Source organism: Clostridium sp. MT-14, assembly GCF_042436595.1.
Classification (GTDB): Bacteria; Bacillota; Clostridia; order Clostridiales; family Clostridiaceae; genus Clostridium_B; species Clostridium_B aromativorans.
In genome coordinates this window covers 1-20,983 of record NZ_JBHMIY010000042.1, presented here as the reverse complement: position 1 = coordinate 20,983, position 20,983 = coordinate 1, and the positions used below count along the sequence as shown (strand labels likewise).

35 protein-coding genes are annotated in these 20,983 nt (G+C 32.4%); 31 read left to right on the top strand and 4 right to left on the bottom strand.

Annotated elements, in window-relative coordinates; all coding sequences use genetic code 11:
- Positions 1-20: 20 nt before the first annotated feature.
- Both ACFHWD_RS18735 and ACFHWD_RS18730 read right to left on the bottom strand, forming a co-directional pair.
- Positions 21-458 carry an ImmA/IrrE family metallo-endopeptidase gene (locus tag ACFHWD_RS18735; protein WP_150358213.1) on the bottom strand — a complete coding sequence of 146 codons (438 nt, stop codon included), beginning with the start codon at positions 456-458 and terminating at the stop codon, positions 21-23.
- 24 nt (positions 459-482) lie between these two features.
- A complete protein-coding gene (locus ACFHWD_RS18730; protein WP_150358212.1) occupies positions 483-932 on the bottom strand; it encodes a helix-turn-helix domain-containing protein in 450 nt (149 codons plus the stop codon).
- Between the two features lie 205 nt (positions 933-1,137).
- On the opposite strand from ACFHWD_RS18730, the gene ACFHWD_RS18725 reads away from it, so the two are divergent.
- Both ACFHWD_RS18725 and ACFHWD_RS18720 read left to right on the top strand, forming a co-directional pair.
- Positions 1,138-1,329 (top strand): helix-turn-helix transcriptional regulator, encoded by a 192-nt coding sequence (locus ACFHWD_RS18725; RefSeq protein ID WP_150358211.1) that lies wholly within the window; start codon positions 1,138-1,140, stop codon positions 1,327-1,329.
- Between the two features lie 48 nt (positions 1,330-1,377).
- Positions 1,378-1,512, top strand: coding sequence for a DUF6364 family protein (locus tag ACFHWD_RS18720; RefSeq protein WP_150358210.1), 135 nt, complete (start codon positions 1,378-1,380; stop codon positions 1,510-1,512).
- Here the strand turns inward: ACFHWD_RS18720 and ACFHWD_RS18715 are convergent.
- Positions 1,509-1,658 carry an Arc family DNA-binding protein gene (locus tag ACFHWD_RS18715; RefSeq protein ID WP_150358209.1) on the bottom strand — a complete coding sequence of 50 codons (150 nt, stop codon included), beginning with the start codon at positions 1,656-1,658 and terminating at the stop codon, positions 1,509-1,511. The genes ACFHWD_RS18720 and ACFHWD_RS18715 overlap by 4 nt on opposite strands.
- A gap of 66 nt (positions 1,659-1,724) precedes the next feature.
- On the opposite strand from ACFHWD_RS18715, the gene ACFHWD_RS18710 reads away from it, so the two are divergent.
- From ACFHWD_RS18710 to ACFHWD_RS18610, 21 genes are all read left to right on the top strand, one after another.
- Positions 1,725-1,883 (top strand): hypothetical protein, encoded by a 159-nt coding sequence (locus tag ACFHWD_RS18710; RefSeq protein WP_179977740.1) that lies wholly within the window; start codon positions 1,725-1,727, stop codon positions 1,881-1,883.
- Positions 1,884-2,243: 360 nt separating this feature from the next.
- Complete coding sequence (locus ACFHWD_RS18705) at positions 2,244-2,459, top strand: helix-turn-helix domain-containing protein (RefSeq protein WP_179977739.1); 216 nt, start codon at positions 2,244-2,246, stop codon at positions 2,457-2,459.
- The gene (locus ACFHWD_RS18700; protein ID WP_150358207.1) at positions 2,452-2,853 is read left to right on the top strand and encodes a hypothetical protein; all 402 of its coding nucleotides are present in this window, start codon (positions 2,452-2,454) and stop codon (positions 2,851-2,853) included. Before ACFHWD_RS18705 ends, ACFHWD_RS18700 begins: the two co-directional genes overlap by 8 nt.
- Positions 2,846-3,055 carry a hypothetical protein gene (locus ACFHWD_RS18695; RefSeq protein WP_150358206.1) on the top strand — a complete coding sequence of 70 codons (210 nt, stop codon included), beginning with the start codon at positions 2,846-2,848 and terminating at the stop codon, positions 3,053-3,055. The genes ACFHWD_RS18700 and ACFHWD_RS18695 overlap by 8 nt, the downstream gene beginning before the upstream one ends.
- A 1-nt stretch (position 3,056) precedes the next feature.
- Entirely contained in the window at positions 3,057-3,188 is a 132-nt protein-coding gene (locus ACFHWD_RS18690; RefSeq protein WP_150358205.1) for an aspartyl-phosphate phosphatase Spo0E family protein, read from the top strand.
- On the top strand, positions 3,185-3,460 hold the full coding sequence (locus ACFHWD_RS18685; protein WP_150358204.1) for a hypothetical protein: 276 nt from the start codon (positions 3,185-3,187) through the stop codon (positions 3,458-3,460). The genes ACFHWD_RS18690 and ACFHWD_RS18685 overlap by 4 nt, the downstream gene beginning before the upstream one ends.
- Positions 3,457-3,813: a hypothetical protein gene (locus tag ACFHWD_RS18680; RefSeq protein ID WP_236035226.1), complete on the top strand. Its 357-nt coding sequence runs from the start codon at positions 3,457-3,459 to the stop codon at positions 3,811-3,813. The genes ACFHWD_RS18685 and ACFHWD_RS18680 overlap by 4 nt, the downstream gene beginning before the upstream one ends.
- A 34-nt stretch (positions 3,814-3,847) precedes the next feature.
- Positions 3,848-4,060, top strand: a complete 213-nt coding sequence (locus tag ACFHWD_RS18675) for a hypothetical protein (protein WP_150358203.1) — start codon at positions 3,848-3,850, stop codon at positions 4,058-4,060.
- Positions 4,057-4,203: a hypothetical protein gene (locus ACFHWD_RS18670; RefSeq protein ID WP_179977738.1), complete on the top strand. Its 147-nt coding sequence runs from the start codon at positions 4,057-4,059 to the stop codon at positions 4,201-4,203. The genes ACFHWD_RS18675 and ACFHWD_RS18670 overlap by 4 nt, the downstream gene beginning before the upstream one ends.
- A 50-nt stretch (positions 4,204-4,253) precedes the next feature.
- Positions 4,254-4,676: a ParB N-terminal domain-containing protein gene (locus ACFHWD_RS18665; RefSeq protein WP_150358202.1), complete on the top strand. Its 423-nt coding sequence runs from the start codon at positions 4,254-4,256 to the stop codon at positions 4,674-4,676.
- A gap of 72 nt (positions 4,677-4,748) precedes the next feature.
- Positions 4,749-5,087 carry a hypothetical protein gene (locus tag ACFHWD_RS18660; protein ID WP_150358201.1) on the top strand — a complete coding sequence of 113 codons (339 nt, stop codon included), beginning with the start codon at positions 4,749-4,751 and terminating at the stop codon, positions 5,085-5,087.
- Between the two features lie 20 nt (positions 5,088-5,107).
- Positions 5,108-5,365: a sporulation transcriptional regulator SpoIIID gene (locus ACFHWD_RS18655; protein ID WP_150358200.1), complete on the top strand. Its 258-nt coding sequence runs from the start codon at positions 5,108-5,110 to the stop codon at positions 5,363-5,365.
- A gap of 40 nt (positions 5,366-5,405) precedes the next feature.
- Positions 5,406-6,368 (top strand): hypothetical protein, encoded by a 963-nt coding sequence (locus ACFHWD_RS18650; protein ID WP_150358199.1) that lies wholly within the window; start codon positions 5,406-5,408, stop codon positions 6,366-6,368.
- A gap of 31 nt (positions 6,369-6,399) precedes the next feature.
- Positions 6,400-6,993, top strand: coding sequence for a sigma-70 family RNA polymerase sigma factor (locus ACFHWD_RS18645; protein WP_150358198.1), 594 nt, complete (start codon positions 6,400-6,402; stop codon positions 6,991-6,993).
- 48 nt (positions 6,994-7,041) lie between these two features.
- Positions 7,042-9,141: a type IA DNA topoisomerase gene (locus tag ACFHWD_RS18640; RefSeq protein WP_150358197.1), complete on the top strand. Its 2,100-nt coding sequence runs from the start codon at positions 7,042-7,044 to the stop codon at positions 9,139-9,141.
- 43 nt (positions 9,142-9,184) lie between these two features.
- Entirely contained in the window at positions 9,185-9,433 is a 249-nt protein-coding gene (locus ACFHWD_RS18635) for a hypothetical protein (protein WP_150358196.1), read from the top strand.
- A gap of 528 nt (positions 9,434-9,961) precedes the next feature.
- Positions 9,962-10,441, top strand: coding sequence for a hypothetical protein (locus tag ACFHWD_RS18630; protein ID WP_150358195.1), 480 nt, complete (start codon positions 9,962-9,964; stop codon positions 10,439-10,441).
- Positions 10,442-10,459: 18 nt separating this feature from the next.
- Entirely contained in the window at positions 10,460-10,771 is a 312-nt protein-coding gene (locus tag ACFHWD_RS18625; RefSeq protein ID WP_207708016.1) for a DUF6440 family protein, read from the top strand.
- A 25-nt stretch (positions 10,772-10,796) separates the two neighbouring features.
- On the top strand, positions 10,797-12,062 hold the full coding sequence (locus ACFHWD_RS18620) for a DNA adenine methylase (RefSeq protein ID WP_150358194.1): 1,266 nt from the start codon (positions 10,797-10,799) through the stop codon (positions 12,060-12,062).
- A 45-nt stretch (positions 12,063-12,107) separates the two neighbouring features.
- Positions 12,108-12,320: a hypothetical protein gene (locus ACFHWD_RS18615; protein WP_150358193.1), complete on the top strand. Its 213-nt coding sequence runs from the start codon at positions 12,108-12,110 to the stop codon at positions 12,318-12,320.
- A gap of 47 nt (positions 12,321-12,367) precedes the next feature.
- The gene (locus tag ACFHWD_RS18610; protein ID WP_150358192.1) at positions 12,368-12,823 is read left to right on the top strand and encodes an ASCH domain-containing protein; all 456 of its coding nucleotides are present in this window, start codon (positions 12,368-12,370) and stop codon (positions 12,821-12,823) included.
- Between the two features lie 166 nt (positions 12,824-12,989).
- On the opposite strand, the gene tnpA is transcribed toward ACFHWD_RS18610, so the two are convergent.
- A complete protein-coding gene (tnpA, locus tag ACFHWD_RS18605; protein ID WP_378062856.1) occupies positions 12,990-13,259 on the bottom strand; it encodes an IS200/IS605 family transposase in 270 nt (89 codons plus the stop codon).
- A gap of 249 nt (positions 13,260-13,508) precedes the next feature.
- Between tnpA and ACFHWD_RS18600 the strand changes: the two genes are divergently transcribed.
- The 8 genes from ACFHWD_RS18600 to ACFHWD_RS18565 form a co-directional block, all read left to right on the top strand.
- A complete protein-coding gene (locus ACFHWD_RS18600; protein WP_179977737.1) occupies positions 13,509-13,679 on the top strand; it encodes a hypothetical protein in 171 nt (56 codons plus the stop codon).
- Between the two features lie 145 nt (positions 13,680-13,824).
- Entirely contained in the window at positions 13,825-14,661 is an 837-nt protein-coding gene (locus tag ACFHWD_RS18595; protein ID WP_150358605.1) for a DNA adenine methylase, read from the top strand.
- Positions 14,662-14,672: 11 nt separating this feature from the next.
- Complete coding sequence (locus ACFHWD_RS18590; protein ID WP_378062855.1) at positions 14,673-15,983, top strand: type II restriction enzyme; 1,311 nt, start codon at positions 14,673-14,675, stop codon at positions 15,981-15,983.
- A gap of 368 nt (positions 15,984-16,351) precedes the next feature.
- A complete protein-coding gene (locus ACFHWD_RS18585; protein ID WP_179977735.1) occupies positions 16,352-16,711 on the top strand; it encodes a hypothetical protein in 360 nt (119 codons plus the stop codon).
- A gap of 41 nt (positions 16,712-16,752) precedes the next feature.
- On the top strand, positions 16,753-17,139 hold the full coding sequence (locus ACFHWD_RS18580; protein WP_179977734.1) for a hypothetical protein: 387 nt from the start codon (positions 16,753-16,755) through the stop codon (positions 17,137-17,139).
- 20 nt (positions 17,140-17,159) lie between these two features.
- Complete coding sequence (locus ACFHWD_RS18575) at positions 17,160-19,835, top strand: transglycosylase domain-containing protein (protein WP_378062854.1); 2,676 nt, start codon at positions 17,160-17,162, stop codon at positions 19,833-19,835.
- A 178-nt stretch (positions 19,836-20,013) separates the two neighbouring features.
- The gene (locus ACFHWD_RS18570; protein ID WP_150358599.1) at positions 20,014-20,193 is read left to right on the top strand and encodes a hypothetical protein; all 180 of its coding nucleotides are present in this window, start codon (positions 20,014-20,016) and stop codon (positions 20,191-20,193) included.
- A 311-nt stretch (positions 20,194-20,504) separates the two neighbouring features.
- Positions 20,505-20,983 (top strand): UvrD-helicase domain-containing protein (locus ACFHWD_RS18565; protein ID WP_378062853.1); only part of this gene is annotated, 479 nt, incomplete at its 3' end.

Sequence of the window (20,983 nt, the reverse complement as noted above, 5' to 3'; positions counted from 1 at the left end):
CCACCTCCTTTAAAGATAATTTATAAGAATTTAGATATTAAATATTTAATATATTCTGGGAGACAAATACCATTTAAATTATTTTTATCTATATTGTTATGTATCTTAAAAAAATATGAAGCAAATAAGTTGGCATCATATTCATTTCTTAATTTATCCACTGAATCCATTGAATCTGCTCTGTCCAATAGAACTTGATCTTCATGCTCCAGTACACAGTGACCGGTTTCATGGAATAATACAAATTGTTTCTTAATTTCATCAAGTGAAGAATTTACTCTTATTACCCTTTTGTTTTTTGATAAATACAAATAATATCCATTTAAGTTTTTAGAAAGAGGTGCGTAATTAAAATCTATATGTTTCAATGTAGTTCTCATAATTATTTCAGGATTTGAAGTAGCTGATTTTTTTATTAACTTATTTACTTTTCTTTGAATATAATTTTCAATAAACAATTATCCCATCCCCCAAAATGAAATTTACTCATCTTTTTTCTTTTTGTTCACTCTGTATTTTTTAGGAGTGAATTTCTTTTTATTTTTTAAAGTAAGAGATTGTAATGCCGCACTTATACTTGCCTGAAGTATTTCATAATCCTCATCTTCAAGTGAATTTTTATTTTTTGATAATGAGACAGACAAATTATTTACTATATCCTGGGCCTGTTTATCTAATTTTTTCTGTTCCTTCACGGAAAGAGTCGGATTAAATTCGTTGTCTTCATTGATATTATATTTATCGTCAAAAAAATCGTTTACTGAAACACCTAAAGCATCTGCTATTTTTTTTAATGAGTCCATGGAGGGGTTCTTTTTTTCTCCTCTTTCTAGAGAACTAAGGTAGCCAGCACTTATTCCAGCTCTTCTTGCGGTTTCGTTCAGTCCTAATTTGTTAGCTTCTCTTATTTTTCTAATATTATCACCAATCATTTTTTATCTCCTTAATGTTTTCTTATAGAATACATTATATTCTGACAGAAAATTAAAGTCAATAGGAATTTAAAGATTTATAAAGTAATTCTCTGATAGAATATGATTAATTCTTAAAATCATTCTCTATAGGAGTATTTTAAATTTGATGTTCTCTAATAGAATATGATACTATACTCTTATAGAAAATGAGGAGGCAAAACAATTGAATAAAATAAAAGCTTTAAGACAAAAACTTGGAATATCGATTTATGACATTGCTAAGCGTACAGGATTAGCACCAAGTTATATTTCTAATTTAGAGCATGGAAGAAGAACTAATCCAAGTTTAGAAGTAATGCAAAAGATATCCTCAACGCTGGGCAAAAAAGTTGAGGAAGTGTTTAAGCTTAATTAATAAACATATCTTCAAAGAAAATTTAAGAATTTAGAAAGGAGGGTGGAAATGGAGAAGAAAAAGTTCACGTTAACTATATCTTCAGAGCTATTGGAACAAATAAAAGAAATGGCTAATAGAAAAGGAATGTCTGTTAGTGAATACATTCTTTTAGTGATTAGCCAAGATGTGAATAACAATTAAATTTCTATGTTTTGCTTAATATACTCTTTTATAACCATTTCAATTTCTTTATTGACAGAACGACCGTGATTTTCGGCTATAATACGTAGTTTCTGTAATAATTCAGTTGGAATTCTCAGAGTAAATTTTGATAATTCAGAAGCCACAAAAATACCTCCTTGCCATCAAAATGACATCATAACTATAACATAAGAAGGGAAAAAAATAAATACTTGACGGCAAAACAAAGAATTACAATAAGAATTCCTAAAAAGTTAAATATAGAACTTTCTAATAGAGCTAAGGAAATAGGTGTAAGTAAAAATTCATTGGTTTTACATATATTGTGGAAGAAAGTAGATAAGGGAAATTTAAGGTTTGAAAAAAGCTGAATAATCCGATCTGGTCAATTTTTAGTCAATATAAAGTCAGGTGATATGAAATAAAGGTACAAACTATTGATCAGTTTTACATCTTGAAGGAAATAGAAAAGCGTTTTGACATGAACTACATTACATTGGAAATGACACATAAAAATGTAATTACTTTAACCGATCAATATGAGAAAACTGCGATAGTTATGAGTGATGACAAAGGCAATATTGGCTGGAAACTAGATGAAAAATGAATGAGGATGAAAAACTAATAGTTTAATAAAGATTAAATTCGGATATCATTGACATTACTACCTTCTAATTGATAATTCTACGAAATGATGTAGTTCACAAAAATATATAAGGGGGGTTTTGACATTGGATGAATATATAAATTCTCTTCCTGAAGTAATAACAATTAAGGAAGTGCAGAAGATTTTAAGGATAGGGAAAAGCAAGTCTTATGAAATTGCTAGGCATAAGGATTTTCCTAAATTGCCTGTAAGTAAACCTATAAGAATTCCTAAAAGAGAGTTTTTAGAATGGGCTGGATTATATGGATTTGTGAAAAAGGGAGGAAAAGCTAATGGTTGAATATACGTTGGGACAGGTAATAGACAAACTTGGGAGAAATCCGAAGTTAAAATTTCAATTTGTTGCGGAGGAAGCTTACAAATCAGTTAGAGGAATAGTGATTGCCCTGGATGGAGATGGAAGGGTTGTAAATCAAGAAGGACAACCTGTGCTGTCAGATTTTACATTAAGGAGTAGGTTCAGGTTGGTCAATGCCTCGGTTGACAGGATGGCAGCCTTTAGAGCATTTCATGAAGGTAAAACAATTTATTGTGACTGCAGAGGAATTAGGTATTATTACAAACCTGAATCATCTGGAAAGCTGACTGTTTTTGAAAATCAATTTTATAAACCAGTTTCGATTGAAGAAATTTTATACGGCAAGTGGTTCATGGAGGAGGGCAAGGATGTTTAGAGCAGAGAGCATCGAGGGATATAACAAACTTAATATTTTAGATAAAGAACTTTTTACAAAGTTTTGCAAGAGATTTTACGAGGTATGGGAATACCCTGAAAAACACATACCAATAAAGGTGGAAGGGAAAGAAAATTATCTGAAAGTGATGCTGAGTGATGGCGACTGGTTGCATGTGATGGCCAATGGAGACTGGTACTAACATGGAAGATTTGAAAGAAGAATTAAATAGATGTATTTCCTTGTATGGATTGCTTGATGAAAGGACAATTAAAATCAGCCAGAAGCTGGACGAGCTGATTGTTCAAAAACTGAAGGAGGACGAGGAGCAATGAATGGATATTTACAATGTTTAATCGACCAGTATCAAAGAAAACTTGATAAGTCTACGGGGGAAGAGAAAAACATATATATGGAAATCCTGATAAACCTTAATAAGTTTAAAGAGCATATTGAGATGACTGAAAAACCACAAAAACCACAGGAAAAAGTAAAAACGGCTATTGATGATATTTCCGATATCCCTATTAAGTATATTGCAGCCGGGTTTAAAGGAAATACGTCTGGATTTGCAGAGTACCTTAAAAGATTAAAGGATGAAATATGAAAAGTTATATGAAGTTGGAATTTAATGATAATGGCATGGAATTTTCTGGTAAAAACATGGATGAAGATAAATTTATAACGGCGGTTTCTATTTTAGGAAATTTTGCTAAAGAAAATGACATTAAACTAACTGATATGGTTACGGCCATGATGATAGGATATAACTACGATGGCAAAGTAAAAGTAAATCTTAACCGAAATGAAAATTCAGATGCCAAAGAAGTTACAAAGTTGGTTAAAGATTGCAAAATGGATCATAATGGTGAGTTGTATAATCCTAACACGGGAGAAACTGTAATTGATATAGAGGCTATGACAAATATGGAATTAAAAGAATTTCTCAAATATTGTTAAAGATAAAGTATTTTAAAGAACTGAAGGGAGATATATGGAAAATAAAGAGTTTGAGAAACTGGAAAAAGAAAATGAATATCTTAAAGAACTTTTAAGAGAAGCACTGGGATTTATAGATGGTTACAGGGATGAAGCTGGTTATTGGGAACACATGTATAACTTGAGCATTACAAATAGAAGTAAGGATATTTCAAATAGAGTCTCAGGTAAAATAACAATTTTGAAAAGGAGCCGGGTACGGATATGAGATTACATATGGAAAATACAGAAAATGAGGAATCTGAGGAATCAAAAAACAAGTACTTTATCAATTGGAGCATTGTATATGTTGTATTTTCAGGGCTGATTATGTATGGATTATTAATGCTTGTATTTTTGTTGGCTGTGTAGGAACAAGCACGGTTGACTTATTTGAATACATTGTAAAGGAAGTTTTTTAGATGTTGATTGATATTAACAAGATAAAAGTTGGAAAAAGGATAAGAAAGGATTTCGGCAATATTGTCGAACTAGCGGAGGACATTAAGGAAAGTGGACTTATAAACCCGCCAGTTGTTACTCCGGAGTTTCAGCTCATAGCCGGTGAGAGAAGAATCAAGGCCATGAAATATCTTAGATATAAACAGGTAGAAGTAAGGGTGATGACTGTAAAAGATTATGAGCACCAGCTCAAACTTGAAATATCTGAAAATGAGAACCGAAAGGAATTCACATTCAGTGAACGGATTGAATACGCAAGAAAACTTGAAGAGATAGAGAGGGTTAAGGTTAGAGAAAGGATGTTAGCAGGAGTAAAACAAGATAACCTTAAGGAAAATTTTCCTGAAGGTTGTGGCCAAACAAGGGATATAGTAGTCAAATAATCTTAAAATGATTTACTCAGAAACCCAAATTTTGGAATTACAGAACAAACAAAGAGAATAGAGGATTTTATTGTGCTGAGAAGTTTGAATATTACTCAATATGTTACGTTGGAAAGATGTATTTATATCCAGTCACTGGGATTGGCCGTATCTGTTAATAACGGCAAAGATATTACTGTAGACATAGATGTTCATGAGGAGGAAACGGATGTGCATATGAGCAGTTATGATATTGTGAAAAAGCTGAATGAAGGTGAATATGAAAAGATAATTCAGGATGATAAAAATGGAAATAAGCTTGCTTCAAAGGTTTTAAATCAATTGGAGCTTTTACATAGATGTCCGGAAGAACCATCATTCAGATCCATGTTTGAAAAAGCTTATTTGGATTATAAAAATTCAGACAACTGATTTAGCAGGAGGTGTATAGCATGAGAGATTGTGTAAAAGACAGGGCAGTGAATGTAGGCAAATATTTAATATCAAGCAAGGTAACTGTGAGAGATGCCGCAAAGGTATTTCATGTTTCCAAGAGTACTATATTCAACGATTGTACCATGAGATTACCAGCTCTGGACAATGTACTTGCCAAAGAAGTACGGGAAGTGCTGGATTTTAACAAAAGTGAGAGAGGCATAAGAGGAGGACAAGCAGTAAGAGAGAAATATCTGTTGCTGTCAGGCTTGTAGACTGCTAAAATATCAAGCCGCGTCTAACGGAGGAGTAACTATGAACGCACTTGTATTTAATGAGTACCCAATAGTAATAAACAGAGCTTTAGCAAAGATAATCGGATTGAATGAAAGTATAGTACTACAACAGCTTAACTATTGGATTGAGAACAATAAGAAAAAAGGCATAAACTTTCATGACGGTCATTACTGGACATATAACAGCATGAAAAAATGGCATGAGGATGCTTTTGATTTCTGGAGTCTTGATACTCTTAAAAGAGCTTTTAAGTCCCTTGAAAACAAGGAACTGATAATAACTGGAAATTACAACAAGGAAGCCAGAGACAGGACAAAATGGTACACTATAAATTTCGAAAAATTGGAGGGTATCAGCCAATGCATTAGTGCAAAATGCACCAATGGAAAAGTGCAGAATGCACCAATGCATAAGGGCAATTTGCCCCAACCATTACCAGAGACTTCTACAGAGATTAACACAGAGATTTCAAAAGATATAGATATACCCGTTGAGCAGGAGCAGCAAAGTCTGCTTGATGAAAAAAACGCATCACGGGATAAAATCCCTTATGATGAGATATTCAATGCTTTTAACAGTATATGTGTATCTCTTCCTAAAGTAATCAAGCGTACTTCCGATAGATGTACGAATTTAAAGGCCAGATGGAAAGAGTATAAATCCATGAAGCCATTTATTACAGTGTTTAAAATGGTTGAAGAAAGTGATTTCCTATCCGGTAGGAACAATAAATGGGCGGGGTGTAACTTTGACTGGCTCATGCGGAAAAATAAATTTATTCAGGTACTGGAAGGGAATTATAGAAATGCACAGGGATTAAATAATTTTAAAAATAGGAATAATGCCGTACAATGTTACAGCAAACTTGAGAGCGAAATGCAGCAAAGATTACTTAGAGAAAAAGATGATATTGAATTTGATGAAAATTTAGATAACAGGAGCATTATGGAAAGGATAAAGAATAAAGCAGGAGATGGATGATAAATAAATTTTGCAAAGGAGAAATTGGACAGTGAATGATTTGAAAAAAGTTGTAGAGGATAATATGGGGTTAGTTGGAGATATAAGTAAAAAGTATTCAAAGTGTTCAAATTTTGGATATGATGATATTTTTCAAGTCGGATGCATAGGGCTTATAAAAGCGGCCCGAAATTTTGATGTACATAAAGGATACAAGTTTTCAACATATGCGTATATAAAAATCAAGGGAGAAATATTATTATTTCTGAGAAGTAGAACTAAATTTTTTGATTCTGATAATAATGTTTTCAAGCAAATTTCAGATGTACACAAAATCACGTATCCTTTGTCACTGGACTATGTCATTAAGGACTCCAGTGTAAAAAAACAGGTGGTTTTTTCTGAAATTATTTCAGATAATTTCAATTTGGAAGAATATATATCACTGAGACTTGATATAAAAAATTGTATAGATAAGCTTCCCCAAATGTATCAAAAGATACTTGTATTAAAATCAGAGGGGTTTAAACAGAGAGAAATAGCACAAATCATTGGAATTTCTCAGAATTCTGTCAGTAGATACTATAGAAATGCATGCAGGAAAGTCAGAAAATATCTGTCAGATTACATTTGTAATATTATGTAAATATATATATTGTAAACAAAATTGACGTTGAAAGGAGCAGGAAATACTTTGAAACAGCTGGTATTAGCCGAAAAGCCGAATGTGGCCCAAAAGATAGCACAGGCACTTGAATGTAAAATCAAACAAAATGGATACATGGAAGGTGAAAAATATGTGATAACCTGGGCATCCGGACATCTTCTGAAGTTATATGATGCCAGGGACTATGAACCGGAAATGGCAAGATGGGACATGGACAATTTCCCTTTCATACCGCAAAAGTTCAGATACAAAAAAATCAAAAGCTATGAAAAACAATTGAGCATAATAAAAAGGCTTGTACAGAGAAATGACATAGAAAATTTCATTGTTGCTACTGATGCAGACAGGGAAGGGCAACTTATAGGGGACACAATAATTGACTTTTTAAAAGTCAATAAGCCTGTGTACAGGGTGCTCAGAAATGAATGGACACCTGAAGATGTAAAAAAAGGATTTGAAAATCCCATACTCAACAGTGAAATGAAATCACTTAAGGATGCGGCTGTATGCAGGCAGTGGTCAGACTGGCTTATAGGGATAAATCTCACAAGTGTAGCTACCCTTAAATATGTAGCTGGAAAAGGCGTACTTAATGTTGGAAGAGTGCTGATGCCAACTCTCAAGCTTGTTTATGACAGGGATATGGTCATAAAGAAGTTTGTGCCTGAAAAATATTTCAAGCTGATGGCAATTTTTATAAATGAAAATGGTGAAAGATTTTCAGCTGTTTATTTTAAGGACAAGCAGGATAAGTTTAAAAATGAAAAGGAACTTCCTGAAATTTTGTCAATTGTAAACAGAAAGGGTGTAATAAAAAATAAAAAGACTACCAGCAAGACGGAGAATTCACCGCATCTGTTTAATTTATCGACTTTACAGGGATATATTACATCTAAGAATCCAGCCTGGACATCCGACAAGGTTTTAAAAACAGCACAGTCACTTTATGAAAAATCATTCATTACGTATCCACGTACCGAAAGTATGTATCTGGAGGAGAGTCTTGTAGATAAAATGAGAAAAGTATTTGAACTTTTAAAAGGCAGTCTTGATGCAAAATTTGATGATTCCAGGAGAATATTTGATAGCAGCAAGGTATCAGGACATAGTGCTTTGACACCTACTTATATAGTGCCTGAAAATCTTACTAGGGATGAAAAAATCGTATATAATGCCATAAAAAACAGATTTTTAATGCAGTTTCTAAAGCCTGCCAGATACGAGGAAACCAGAATCATTGTATGTGTTGAAGGATTACGGGGTGATTTTTATGTAAAAGGAAGGATTGAAGTGGATAAGGGTTGGAAAATTCTTGAGTATGTTAATTCAAAAGATAGTATACTTCCGCCTTTAGCTGTATTGGATAAAGTTACCATGGAAAATGCGGAGATAAAAGAAAACTTTACAAGTCCTCCATTTCACCACACTGAAAAATCACTAATTGTTCTCATGATGTCCTGTGGTAAAAAAGTCACACGGAAGAATAATGAATCTGTTTTAGGAGATGTTTTGAGTGGCTTTAAAATCGGTACTGCTGCTACCAGAGCCGATACCATTGAAAAATTGAAAAGTGCTGGTTATATAACCAAAAAGGGCAGATACCTTTATATATCTGACCTTGGGAGAAAGATGGTTGAGAATTTTCCTGTCAAAAGCTTGTTTAATTTGAATTATACGGGACATCTTGAAAAGATATTGTCTGATATAGAGTACAACAAGATAAAAAAAGATCAATATTTAAGCCTCATTTATGATTTTACAAGAGAGGCTGTTGATTTAATCAAAAATGCTCCGGATATGGTGCTCAAAAAAGGTGAACTTTCAAAGATATTGGGCAAGTGTCCCGAATGTGGTCACGATGTCATAGAGGGCAGAAAAGCCTTTGAATGCAGCAACTGGAAAGCAGGGTGCAGGTTTGCCATATGGAAGGATGACAAATATTTAGCCTCTATGGGCAAGAAAGCCACCAAGTCAATAGTAAAGGAACTTTTAAAAAATGGGAAGGTGAGGATAAGGGATCTTAAAAGTAGGAAAGGTATTTTATTTGATGCTTACTTCATGTATATAAAAAGCGATGACAAGGAAAACAAATATCCATACAGATGGAAGATGGTACTTAAAAAGTAATTCTTATAAAAATATAAATTATTTTTAATGAGGAGGAGGCAGTATGACTCTAAAGAAAGAGGCAATTCACAGGTTAACAATCAGATTCAACCTTGATCCGAAACAGAGAGCAGAACTTTCGGAGATTATTGACGAAATTTCCAAGGTTGAAGCCTGCAGTTCAAGTGTTGCGGCGGAGAAGGTAAGACAGTTGATGGAGAACAAGCATAATAGCATTGTTGACATAAGAAAAATATACGGTATCGAAAAATTATTCACTTTGAAGGAATATAATCCCGATGATGCCAGTTAGATTGATAAGAGACAAAAATAAATAAGATAAAGATTGGAGAGTAAGAAATGTTTGAAACTTATAAAAAATTTGTTATGAACACAACACAAATTTATTTCATCCGGAGCTAACTTCTTTTACAGAATACATTCAAGTCGTTTTATGCTCCATGCTGGTAATAATTTCGTTCTTGTTGATAGTTGCAGCTGTTATTGCAATAATTGCACTGCCGATTGTCTTTTATAAAAAATTATCAAGAAAGTAGATATTCAAATTAGAAAGGCAAATGATGATAAAGTACTGATATCTAAATTAAGACGTAAGAAAACTATCTTTATAATACTTTTTATATTAGCTTTGCTTGTGATTTACGTACCTATACTACTACCGTTGATAATAATAGTTATAGATGTTTTATGGGCTTCAGCAGTTATGAGAGTAATACTTTCTATTATTGGAATTATACTTACAGGTATTGCTCTTACTGTATCTTTTATAGTTTTGGAGAATCTATGACGATAGCTTATTATTGCAAAAAGGAGGGTCAAAATGAAAGACACTAGCTTTAGTTTTGGGTTTATTATTGCAATTGCTATTATTACGATATCTTTGGTTATACCGATAGGTGTAATAGAACATGCAAAAGCAAATAATGCCAGAATATTTGAAAGCAAAGATTATACAAATACATTAACTAAAGAAGAGCTAAAATCAATAAATGGTGCTGTCGGTGATTACTGTGTAGGATTCTTTATATATGATGAGTTGCCGAAAGATATAGACTACTCTAATAAAGGAATTAAGGTTTATTGTGGCGTCGATAGTAAAGAGGTAAAGGTTGTAGGACAAGATAGTGATACAGAGGCTGTTAAGCTAGGTAAAGAAATGGAAAAAGAAATATCTAAAGATGGAATATATAACACATTAATGAAATATGAAAGCCAGTTTGTAAGTGTGGAAAGAAAAGCTGTTGATAGCAGAACACACGATACAGATGTAATTCCTTTACCAATTCCGGTGTCTTTCTAATATATGAGGAGATATTATATGAACAAGAAAATTATAGATGTTATTTTAATGTGCTTGGTAATTGTTATGTTAGCTGGTTGTGATTCGTCAACTAATCAATATAAACCATCTACTTATAAATATGATTCCAATAGTAAATTCAAGATTGTATCAGTAGAAGAAATTAATGATGGATCAATAAATGGAATGACTATTTCAACATTAGTGGATAAAAGCACAAGAGTAATGTATTTGCAGACTGAGAAATATAGTGATGGATATGCTATAGGTCTGCAGGTTCTTGTAGATAAAGATGGAAAGCCATTGATTTATGATGACAATTTGAAATAAAAGCAAATGTCAGGAGGTAGAAATTTTGAAAGTATTAAAATGGCCGGGCTCAAAATGGAATATAGCAGACAGAATAATTGAGCTGATGCCTAAACATAAAATTTATTTAGAACCTTTCTTTGGATTCGGGGCAGTATTCTTTTCAAAAGCTCCGAGTAATACGGAAATATTGAATGATTTGGACGGCGAAATTACAAATCTTTTTAAGTGTGTAAGAGATAATCCTGAAGAATTGGCTCAAGAAGTTTATTTTACTCCATATAGCAGGGAGGAGTATAAAAAATCCTATAGTCGTTCCGATTCCGAGACTGATATAGAAAAAGCAAGGCAATTCTTAGTTAGATCCAATATGGCCAGAGCAGGAATGCAATATTATTCTTCAGGTTGGCGGCACGCAGGTCCTATACTGAGCACAACATATAGGCAGAGAGTTGTAGGAGATTGGGATAGCTTTACTAGAGAGTGGTGTTACGGATATGGAAGTGACATTGTAAGAAAGCCGGATCTACTTAATGATTATTTAAAAAGGGAAGGTTTGATGTTAAGAAGAACAAAAAAACAGGTTTTAGCAGAATTGCCTTCTAAGAGAAGAGTTGTCCAGACAATAGATTTTGATACTGGAAAGTATAGTGAATTAATTCAAGACGCTGTCGAAAAAGCCAAAACAATTGATACAGTAAAAAAATATTTCGATAAAGGAAGGTTGACCAGAGAGGCTGTCAATGAAGGCAGACAAGCTATAGGAATTGCAAAGGCTCCTTATGTAGCAGCGTTTGTAAAAATGCTTTTAGATGCAGGTGAGAAGGTATTGCTATTTGCTTACCATCATGAAGTATATAAAATATATGAGGATGAATTAAAAAAATACAATCCTATGAAGATAACGGGTCTGGAAACAAGTAATCAAAAAGATAAATCAGTTGAAGCCTTTATGAATGATGAAACAAATATATTGATTATTTCACTTAGAGCAGGTTCAGGATTAAACTTGCAAAAAGCTACATGTGTAGTATTTGGAGAACTTGACTGGTCGCCTGCCGTTCACAGCCAGTGTGAAGATAGAGCACATAGGATAGGGAAAAAAGATTCATTGCTTTGTTACTACCTAGTTGCTCCGGAAGGAACGGATGAAGAAATACAAGAACATTTGGGCCTGAAGGTATCGCAATTTGTTGGAATTATGGGTGATAAAGCTGAAACCGAGGAAGATAGAAATATCGCTCAAAATGTGGCAGCAGAACATATGAACAAAATTATTGAGAAATTGAAGAACATGAAATTCAGTGCTTGATATACCATTAAAGGTTTTTGCATGTATGAAAAGGAGATGAATATTATGATGAAGGAATTGGATTCTAAGGGATTTGTGTTTCTAGATATTCTAAGTAGACCCTACAGATGCGCAATAAAAAAAGATGAAGCCTGGTTGTTTTATTGGAATAAGATCCAAAAAGTATGGATAAGTTTAAGACCTCTTTCACAGCAGGAAGTAGTTAACTTTCAAAAGCCTGAGTTACCTAAAAGAAAACAAGAAATGTATTTTAAATAAGAAAAATAGCAAATAGTGACAGGAATTAATTAGGAGGGATAAATAAATTGAAAGTTTTAACGATACTACAACCTTTTGCTACGCTTATAGCTATTGGAGAAAAAAATTTTGAAACTAGAGGTTGGAAAACAAGTTATAGAGTAGATTTACTTATCCATGCAGGAAAAGGGAAGGTTTATATGGATCTTTGCGATAGAGAACCTTTTAAAAGTATTTTAAAAAAGCATGGATATAATAATAAGAATAATTTACCTATGGGGAAGATAATTGCAAAAGTATGTTTAAGATGCTGTATATACATTTCTAAGGATTTGGAGGATAGTGCTGAAATTGGCTGGGATGGAATAACGATAGAAGGGAATGAATATGAATTTGGAGATTATACAGCGGGTCGTTATGTATGGGAATTAACTGATTTAGAAAAATTCAAAGAACCAATATCTGTAAGAGGCCAGCAGAGATTATGGAATTTTAATTATAGTCAATATCTTATCCAGAGTTAATGCTAGTATCGTTTAAAAAGCAAAGAAAACTTATAATTTATTATGCCCAGAGGATGTTATACCTGGCTCAACAAGGTTTATTCTTTGTGACAGATGAAAATTAATGGGATGGTTGAACAAAACTGAAAAACGCAATCCCCTTCTATAGGGGAAGGCTTAGGAGGAGTTAGTTTTTCCTACTCAANATATCAATGGTGGCACCACCTGTAGAAAGAACAAGGTAACTTTCACTCCAGAAGAAAGGTTTCCAGTAGAAATTGGCCAGGTAACCGGCGTAGTCTCTTCTAATCAGCCTGGAAGTTACTGTTTTAAAATTATTTATAAGTTTAGACAGCTGTACCTGTGGAGGGGCTTCAAATAAAATATGCAGATGGTCAGCTTCTCCGTTAATCTCTAAAATACTGCAGTTCCATTTATTAAAAGTGTTATTGGATATTTTAGTATTTCAGGTAAAGTTGAGCAGGGAAAGTCAGATGAAACTGTTTTGTTAGAATGCTAATTAATTTGTAAAACAAAGACAAAAATATTAAAGCAACGTAGAGGAGAAAAACGCATTAATTTGACAACGTAAAATAAGGTTAGTTCACAATTTAAAGAATTTATATCATATGTTACCGAATTTATTGATGTGAAATGCTATAATAACTATAAAACTTGACTTTAATATTATAATGAAGGTGATTTCTTGAAATTAATAACAATAAAAAGAAATATGATTAATTGGCTAAAAAATATAGCCTATGATTCCAAGGCAACTAACAGTGGGTATACAGCTTCTGGTCACTGCCCTAATTTTGCCACTCGCTGCTGCTTGACTTGTGATAGATGCTGGAAAAATTATCATGGAACAAAATAATTCTAAAAAATATTTTGGTAAAAGCATAAAAAGAAAATACTTAATATAAAATTATATTAGAAACAGATGTTCTTGAAATATATCTTTTTTAATTGTAAAATAATATTCAAGAAGGTATGCTAATTAAAGAAAAAAGTAGGTGATTATTGTGAAAAATAAACTGGTTCAACCTTTTGTAAAATGGGTTGGTGGAAAGCGTCAGTTAATTAAAGAAATAAGTAAATATATACCTAAAGGTAATTATAAATATTATGAACCATTTGTGGGTGGAGGAGCTATTTTCTTTGATCTGCAGCCTAAAAATGCTGTTATAAATGATTATAATTCTGAATTAATAAATACATATAATGTTATAAAGAATAATGTTGAAGAGTTAATTGAATATCTAAAAACTTATCCAAATGATGAAGAATTCTATTATAATATGAGAGAATCTGACAGAAAAAAAGAATATGAAAACTGGTCGGAAATAAAAAAAGCCAGTAGATTTATATACTTGAATAAAACATGTTACAATGGATTATATAGGGTAAACCAGGCAGGATATTTTAATACCCCTTTTGGACGATACAAGAACCCCAATATTGTTAACGATGTAGTTCTGAAAGCGGTAAGTAAATTTCTAAATGAAAATAATATTGTAATAAAATCTGGTGATTATAAAGAAGTTCTAAAAGGAATTAAAAAAAATTCATTTGTGTATCTTGATCCTCCATATGATCCTGTAAGTCATAGTTCCAATTTTACAGGATACACTATGGGAGGGTTTGGAAAAGATCAGCAGATTGAATTAAAAGAGGTCTGTGATGAATTAAATAAAAAGAAAATAAAATTTCTTTTATCAAACAGTAACACTGAATTTATTAGAAATCTTTATAATAATTATAATATTGAAATAGTTAATGCCAATAGATCAATCAATAGTATTGCATCTAAAAGAGGAGAAGTCGAAGAAGTATTGGTTAGAAACTATGATATATAGGTGGGATAATTATGGGGAAGGGAAATGATAATAAGGACAGAAAGATAGATAAAAAGTGGGAGAAATTGTTTGAAGAACTTAGGATATTAGAAAATATAGACAAAGAAAATCAATATTTCATTAGTGCTGAACAAATAAAAAAATACTATGAACCTAGGTTGATGACTAAATTTGATTATAAGGATAGCTTGCCGAGTATATTTGTCGAAAATAAATTATCCATATTACCTGTTACTAGAGGGAATTATATAATAGGAAGATTTAGAGCTTACCAAGACTTTAATGATGAGAGAAAAACAAAAATAGAAAAAATTAATTTTCCAGAATGGATAGAAGGCATTGACTACAAAAATATATACTCAGAAGCTAATGCAATAAATTGTGCATACATATCAAAAATTTTCAATAATATATTGGAGGATGAAGAAGTATATTTAACTTTTAATGGCAGAATGAGTTCCGGAAAATTTGATTTTTATATAAATGATATCTCAAATAATCAATTTAAAATATCGGTAGACAGAGCACAATGCGAAGTTGATGCTGCTTTTGAAGGCAGAGATAAAATTTTACTACTAGAAGCTAAAAACAGTATATTTAAAGACTTTATAACCAGACAGTTATATTACCCATATAGACTAATAAGCAATAAAGTGAATAAGACGGTTATTCCATGTTACCTTACATATTCAAATAATGTATTTTCATTTTATATATATGACGTAGAACAAGATGAAAATTATAATTCATTGAAATTGAAAAAGATTAGAAAGTTTATGATAGATGATTTTAATATAACTGTTGATGATGTTATTAAAATTATTAAGACTAATAGGGTATTAGAAGAACCATTGGATATTCCTTTTCCCCAGGCAGATACATTTGAAAATATTATCGGGATAATTAATAAATTATATGAAGAAAAAGAATTTATTTCAAAAGAGGAAATAACTGTAGACTTTGGAATAGTAAGTAGACAGGCTGATTATTATTCAAATGCTTGTGCCTATTTGGGATTAGCAAATAGACAATTGAGGAAAGGTACAATAAGTATTTCCGATAAAGGTAGAAAAATTATGGAAATGAGGAGTACGGAAAAATATTTAAGTTTGTTTAAATTAATATTGTCCCATAATGTATTTAACTATGCAATGAAAATTTATTTAAATACCCTTAATGTTCCATCCGTATCAGATATAGTTGCCATAATGGAAAAATGTAATATAAAAAGAGTGAATAATGATACGCGTGGAAGAAGAGCCAGAACTGTAAGAAGCTGGTTAAATTGGATTCTTGATGTTATAGCTATTAGTGAAAGCTAAAGTACTATACCATTTTACATATTGAGAAATAGACACTGTTAGATTAGTGTCTATTTTCATATTAAAATAATCCGTGAGTGTAAATTAGTGTCTGTGGTTGCAGGGCACGATAAACTTAAATGCAACCACCATAAGATATTTAAACTAGATCTCCTATCAAGTTTTATATTGTAAAACAAGCACCCGTCATTTAGGGTGTTTGTTTTTTGTAAAAAAATAATCAAAACAAAAACATATGTAAAAAACAACTAAATTTTCAACCACTTTTGACCATAAAAATTTTACAATAATGAATAAAGTTTAAGTACCTTATGTTGTAGTAGTATTTAATATGAAATAAATACTGGCCTGATACTGGGGGTGCTTAGATGCGAAACATCATTATGGCCATATGCTATAAAAATGAAAAAGACAAAAGGAAAATAGAAAAGTTACTATGTAAACTTGTTATATATGTACAGAAGTCCACTGATAAAAGCAGTATCAGCATAGATTTTCTAAAAGGTATGGACACAGTAACTGTTAATGTTAAAAATCTCAATTCCATAGAGTACTATTTGAAAATACTCTCTTCAGGATGTCTAAATAATCCGAATTTCAAATCTCAAGCCATATCAATCATAGGAACCAAAAAGGAAATTCTCGAATTTATCAAATACAAAATTCCAGATTTAGAAAGTAAAAATAAAATAATGATCCTTAAGGGAAATGAATATTTTTCCATATAATGGGATGATTAGAGAAAAAGTTGATAGGGGTGTTAGTAGTAGTGGATCTTAATTTTAAAAAGATAAAGGAACTATTTGATGGAGGAAAGTATTCTGAAGTTATATCAATTCTGCAGAATATTGATGGTGATTCAACGAATTGTCTTGATGAAATGTATTTTATGTATTTTTCTTATGCCAGGCTCAGTCGTTTTGATATAGCACTTAAAGGGTTTAGAAAACTGTTGCAACTTGGCTACAATGGCTACGACAGCTACTATTCATATTTTATCTATAATATAGGCTTATGTTATTACAAAACCCTTCAATTCAGAAAAGCTTATCTGTTTTTCAAATATGCCCTTGCCTGCTGCAACAGACTGGAATTCATACCTAGAACCTTACAAACTGAAGAAATAATATTTCATAAATCAAGTAATCATAATTAAATGTCAAGGAGGTAATCTCTGTGAAACATAAAAGAGTAATTATTGTATCTGCAGTGATATTTGGATTGATGGCTGCAGGTGCAGGAATTACATATGGAACCCATAAGGGTGAAATAGATTCCATTATTGCTGATGTAAATCAGAAAAAGCAACTTGTTATTGATTCCACTTTTGAAAGAAAAGGGTATACCACAATTTATGATAAGGATAATAAAGTTATAAGCAAACTCATTTCACAAAATTATACTTATACTTCACTTGAAAACATTCCGTCTAATATTCAAAATGCTTTTGTAGCTATAGAAGATAAAGATTTTAGAAAACATGGTGCAATAAGTATAAAGGGAACGACAAGAGCACTTGTACAGATATTTAGAAATAAAGGGGAAGCCGTACAGGGCGGCAGCACCATAACCCAGCAGCTTGTCAAGAACGTATTCTTATCAAATAAAAAAACTTTGGATAGAAAAATAGAAGAAGCCTTGCTTGCAATGGATGTTGAACACAAATATTCGAAAGACAAGATACTGGAATTCTACTTGAACAACGTATATTTTGGCAGGGGCAATTATGGTGTGGAGACAGCTGCAAAGGGATATTTCCAGAAAGACATCAAAGATTTAACCTTGTCTGAAACAGCTTTTCTAGCTGCAATTCCCAATAATCCATCTCTATATGATCCCATAACCAATAAAACCAATACACTGAAAAGAAGAAATTTGATTTTAAAGGCAATGCTTGATGAGAAATATATAAATAAGGTTAAATATGACAGTGCAGTAAAAGAGGAGATTGTATTAAAACTATCACAGCCAGAACTGCCAAAGGACAATTATGTAACTTCTTTTGCAATAGACAATGCAGTAAAAGATCTTATGAAATATGATGGATTTAAATTCAAATATGAATTTAAAAGCGACGTAGATAAGACCAAGTATCAGAAAAAATACAGCTACACATATTCTGATTATGACAAACGTGTCAGGGCAGGAGGTTATTCTATTTACACATCTATAGAAATGTCAAAACAGAAACAGCTGCAGAATAGTGTGGATTCGGGGCTTTCAGGATTTACAGGAAAAGACTCGAAGACAAATAAATATAATGTACAGGGAGCTGCCGTAAGTATTGACAATGCTACAGGGTATGTGGCCGCCATAGTTGGGGGAAGAGGAACAGATGACGAGTTCAACAGGGCGTTTCTTTCCTATAGACAGCCGGGTTCTGCAATAAAACCTATTCTTGTGTATACACCAGCTTTTGATAATAAGTACCATCCATTATCAAGGGTTGTTGATCAATATATTCCAGGCGGACCACAGAATGATGAAAGAACTTATTTTGGAAGCGTAACTTTAAGGTATGCAACTGAAATGTCATTGAATACAATACCGTATATATTGATGACAAGGCTTGGTCCTAATAAATTAATGTCGTATCTTCTAAATATGCACTTCACTGGAATCTACAAGGAAGATTATAATTCAATAGCAGCAATAGGTGGTTTTACAAAAGGTACTTCTCCGGTGGAGATGGCAGGGGCTTATTCCACACTTGAACATGGTGGGGGATATGCGGAAACTACTTGTGTAAGAAAAATGACATATCAGGATGGATCCATTATTGTAAAAGATCAGAAAACTCTTGGCAGGAAAAAAATATATACCAGAGAATCCGCCTATATGATGACGGATATTTTGAAAGGAGTACTTACTGAAGATTACGCTACCGGCCATAAGCTTGCCCTTGCAAACGGACAGATAGCAGCAGGCAAGACAGGAACGACTTCGAGCAACAAGGATGGATGGTTCTGCGGATACACGAAATATTATACGACTGTTGTTTGGGTAGGGGCGGACATGCCGGAGGAAATAAGCAATTTATATGGAGCCGTGTATCCCGGACATATATGGAAAGATTACATGGATAAGATTCACCAGAATTTGAAACCTATAGAATTTAAAAAGCCTGATACGGTGGTTTATAAATATATAAATCCGCAAACAGGTGAAAAGGTTGATTATAACAGCGGACTACAGGATATGTTTTCAAAGCCAATACTTGATGAAATAGAAGAGGAAAAGAGAAAGGCCGAAGCTGCAAGGGCACAAAAGGAAGCTGCTTACAGGGAATCTGAACCTCAAAGGGAAAAGGAAGTTGAAAAGTTACTTGAGAAATATGAATCTCAGTCTTATACAAGTGTTGATAGCATACAAGCTATAGATAGCCTGCGAGATAGTATAAATTACCTGATAGGACAGATTATTGATATTGATAAGGCAAATTTATATAAAGACAGACTTGACAAAAGGACTGCCCAGCTTAGACCAAGCAGGGACAAATGGGAAAATGTAAAAAAAGATCAGGAAAAACAGCAGCAGCTGGAAATAGAAAGAAACAATTCTGAGGCAGAGAAACTAAACAATCAGAAAGAGCTTCTGAGGGAGCAGCAGGAATTGCAGAAGCAGAAAGAACAGCAGCAAAAACAGGAACAGGCCGATATTCTTGAGAAAGAAAAAGAAGCGGCAGGATCGGTTCAGAAAGTACAGTCTTTTTCAGCTGACACCAATAAAAATGATTCCGACTTTCAAAATGCAGTGAACGATGCTGTTTCCAAGATTTCAAAAGTTGACAATCAAAAACTTGCCTCAGTACTTAAACAGGCAGTTCAAGATAAAATTTTATTACTCAAATAGAAAGCTGGCAGGAATAATACATATCCTGCCAGCTGTTCTGTTTTTCTGGCTTTAATAGAGTTTCAGAGTATGATATAATTTAACATGTAATAAGAAAATTGTATAAGGTTGCCTCTTCTTTATTTGTGGGTGGATTATGATTGATAATGTCTGCGTATGAAGAAGAGGTGATGCGTTTATGGCAGAAGGATATTTAATATTATTCTTCAGTTTATTTTCAATAACTGCTATTTGTATAGTGGCATTATCTAATAAAAAGTCAGATATTAAAATCGAAAATAAAATTACTTTGAGACCTGATGAAATATCATCTGATACCAAAGTAAACATAAATAATTCCAAAAAGAATAATAGATAGTCTCTCCAAAGTCCTATCTATTATTTATAATACCATATACAATTATAAAGCAGACTAAATTCATAATCCACCCTCTTATTACTAATATTATATCATAGAATTTTAAAATTATACAGTAGAAAAATTTATATCGTTAAAGTACCTATATAAATGTTAAATTCCTAGTCTTATAAAGCCTATGTTAATAAAAAGGAACATATTTATTTCATGGGAATTAAATTGTCAACAAAAATCTTATAATATTATCATAAATAGATTAAAATAATTAATTATATAGCTAATGTATATATTATGTCGGGTGGGGATCTTATATGAGCATAAATATTCTTAAAGGACTTAATGAGGCACAGAAAGAAGCTGTTACAACAACAGAAGGATATATACGTGTAATAGCAGGAGCTGGGAGTGGAAAGACTAAAGCATTAACAAGCAGATACGTTTATTTAGTAAATGAATTAGGTATTTCTACTGCTAATATTTTATGTGTAACTTTTACAAATAAAGCTGCACAGGAGATGAAAAAACGTATAAGAACAGTGATAGGTGATAATGATACGGGATTAATATCAACTTTTCATGGCTTTTGTAGACTTTTATTAAAAGAAGATATACATACAATGTATTATCCAGATGATTTTATAGTAATGGATACTGAGGATGTAGAATCAATATTAAAGATTGTTTATGAACAAGCAAACATAACATCAAGGCAACTTACATTTTCAAAAGCTAAGGAAATGATTGGATTTAGGAAAATAGCCGAGAATCCTCCCATTTTCAAAGGGGAGAT

Bases quoted from the DNA above. Each gene is read 5' to 3' on its own strand.
- ACFHWD_RS18730 (WP_150358212.1), bottom strand. From the start codon at position 932: ATGATTGGTGATAATATTAGAAAAATAAGAGAAGCTAACAAATTAGGA.
- ACFHWD_RS18720 (WP_150358210.1), top strand. From the start codon at position 1,378: ATGGAGAAGAAAAAGTTCACGTTAACTATATCTTCAGAGCTATTGGAA.
- ACFHWD_RS18700 (WP_150358207.1), top strand. From the start codon at position 2,452: ATGGTTGAATATACGTTGGGACAGGTAATAGACAAACTTGGGAGAAAT.
- ACFHWD_RS18695 (WP_150358206.1), top strand. From the start codon at position 2,846: ATGTTTAGAGCAGAGAGCATCGAGGGATATAACAAACTTAATATTTTA.
- ACFHWD_RS18690 (WP_150358205.1), top strand. From the start codon at position 3,057: ATGGAAGATTTGAAAGAAGAATTAAATAGATGTATTTCCTTGTATGGA.
- ACFHWD_RS18685 (WP_150358204.1), top strand. From the start codon at position 3,185: ATGAATGGATATTTACAATGTTTAATCGACCAGTATCAAAGAAAACTT.
- ACFHWD_RS18680 (WP_236035226.1), top strand. From the start codon at position 3,457: ATGAAAAGTTATATGAAGTTGGAATTTAATGATAATGGCATGGAATTT.
- ACFHWD_RS18675 (WP_150358203.1), top strand. From the start codon at position 3,848: ATGGAAAATAAAGAGTTTGAGAAACTGGAAAAAGAAAATGAATATCTT.
- ACFHWD_RS18670 (WP_179977738.1), top strand. From the start codon at position 4,057: ATGAGATTACATATGGAAAATACAGAAAATGAGGAATCTGAGGAATCA.
- ACFHWD_RS18665 (WP_150358202.1), top strand. From the start codon at position 4,254: ATGTTGATTGATATTAACAAGATAAAAGTTGGAAAAAGGATAAGAAAG.
- ACFHWD_RS18655 (WP_150358200.1), top strand. From the start codon at position 5,108: ATGAGAGATTGTGTAAAAGACAGGGCAGTGAATGTAGGCAAATATTTA.
- ACFHWD_RS18650 (WP_150358199.1), top strand. From the start codon at position 5,406: ATGAACGCACTTGTATTTAATGAGTACCCAATAGTAATAAACAGAGCT.
- ACFHWD_RS18635 (WP_150358196.1), top strand. From the start codon at position 9,185: ATGACTCTAAAGAAAGAGGCAATTCACAGGTTAACAATCAGATTCAAC.
- ACFHWD_RS18630 (WP_150358195.1), top strand. From the start codon at position 9,962: ATGAAAGACACTAGCTTTAGTTTTGGGTTTATTATTGCAATTGCTATT.
- ACFHWD_RS18625 (WP_207708016.1), top strand. From the start codon at position 10,460: ATGAACAAGAAAATTATAGATGTTATTTTAATGTGCTTGGTAATTGTT.
- ACFHWD_RS18615 (WP_150358193.1), top strand. From the start codon at position 12,108: ATGATGAAGGAATTGGATTCTAAGGGATTTGTGTTTCTAGATATTCTA.
- ACFHWD_RS18590 (WP_378062855.1), top strand. From the start codon at position 14,673: ATGGGGAAGGGAAATGATAATAAGGACAGAAAGATAGATAAAAAGTGG.
- ACFHWD_RS18585 (WP_179977735.1), top strand. From the start codon at position 16,352: ATGCGAAACATCATTATGGCCATATGCTATAAAAATGAAAAAGACAAA.
- ACFHWD_RS18570 (WP_150358599.1), top strand. From the start codon at position 20,014: ATGGCAGAAGGATATTTAATATTATTCTTCAGTTTATTTTCAATAACT.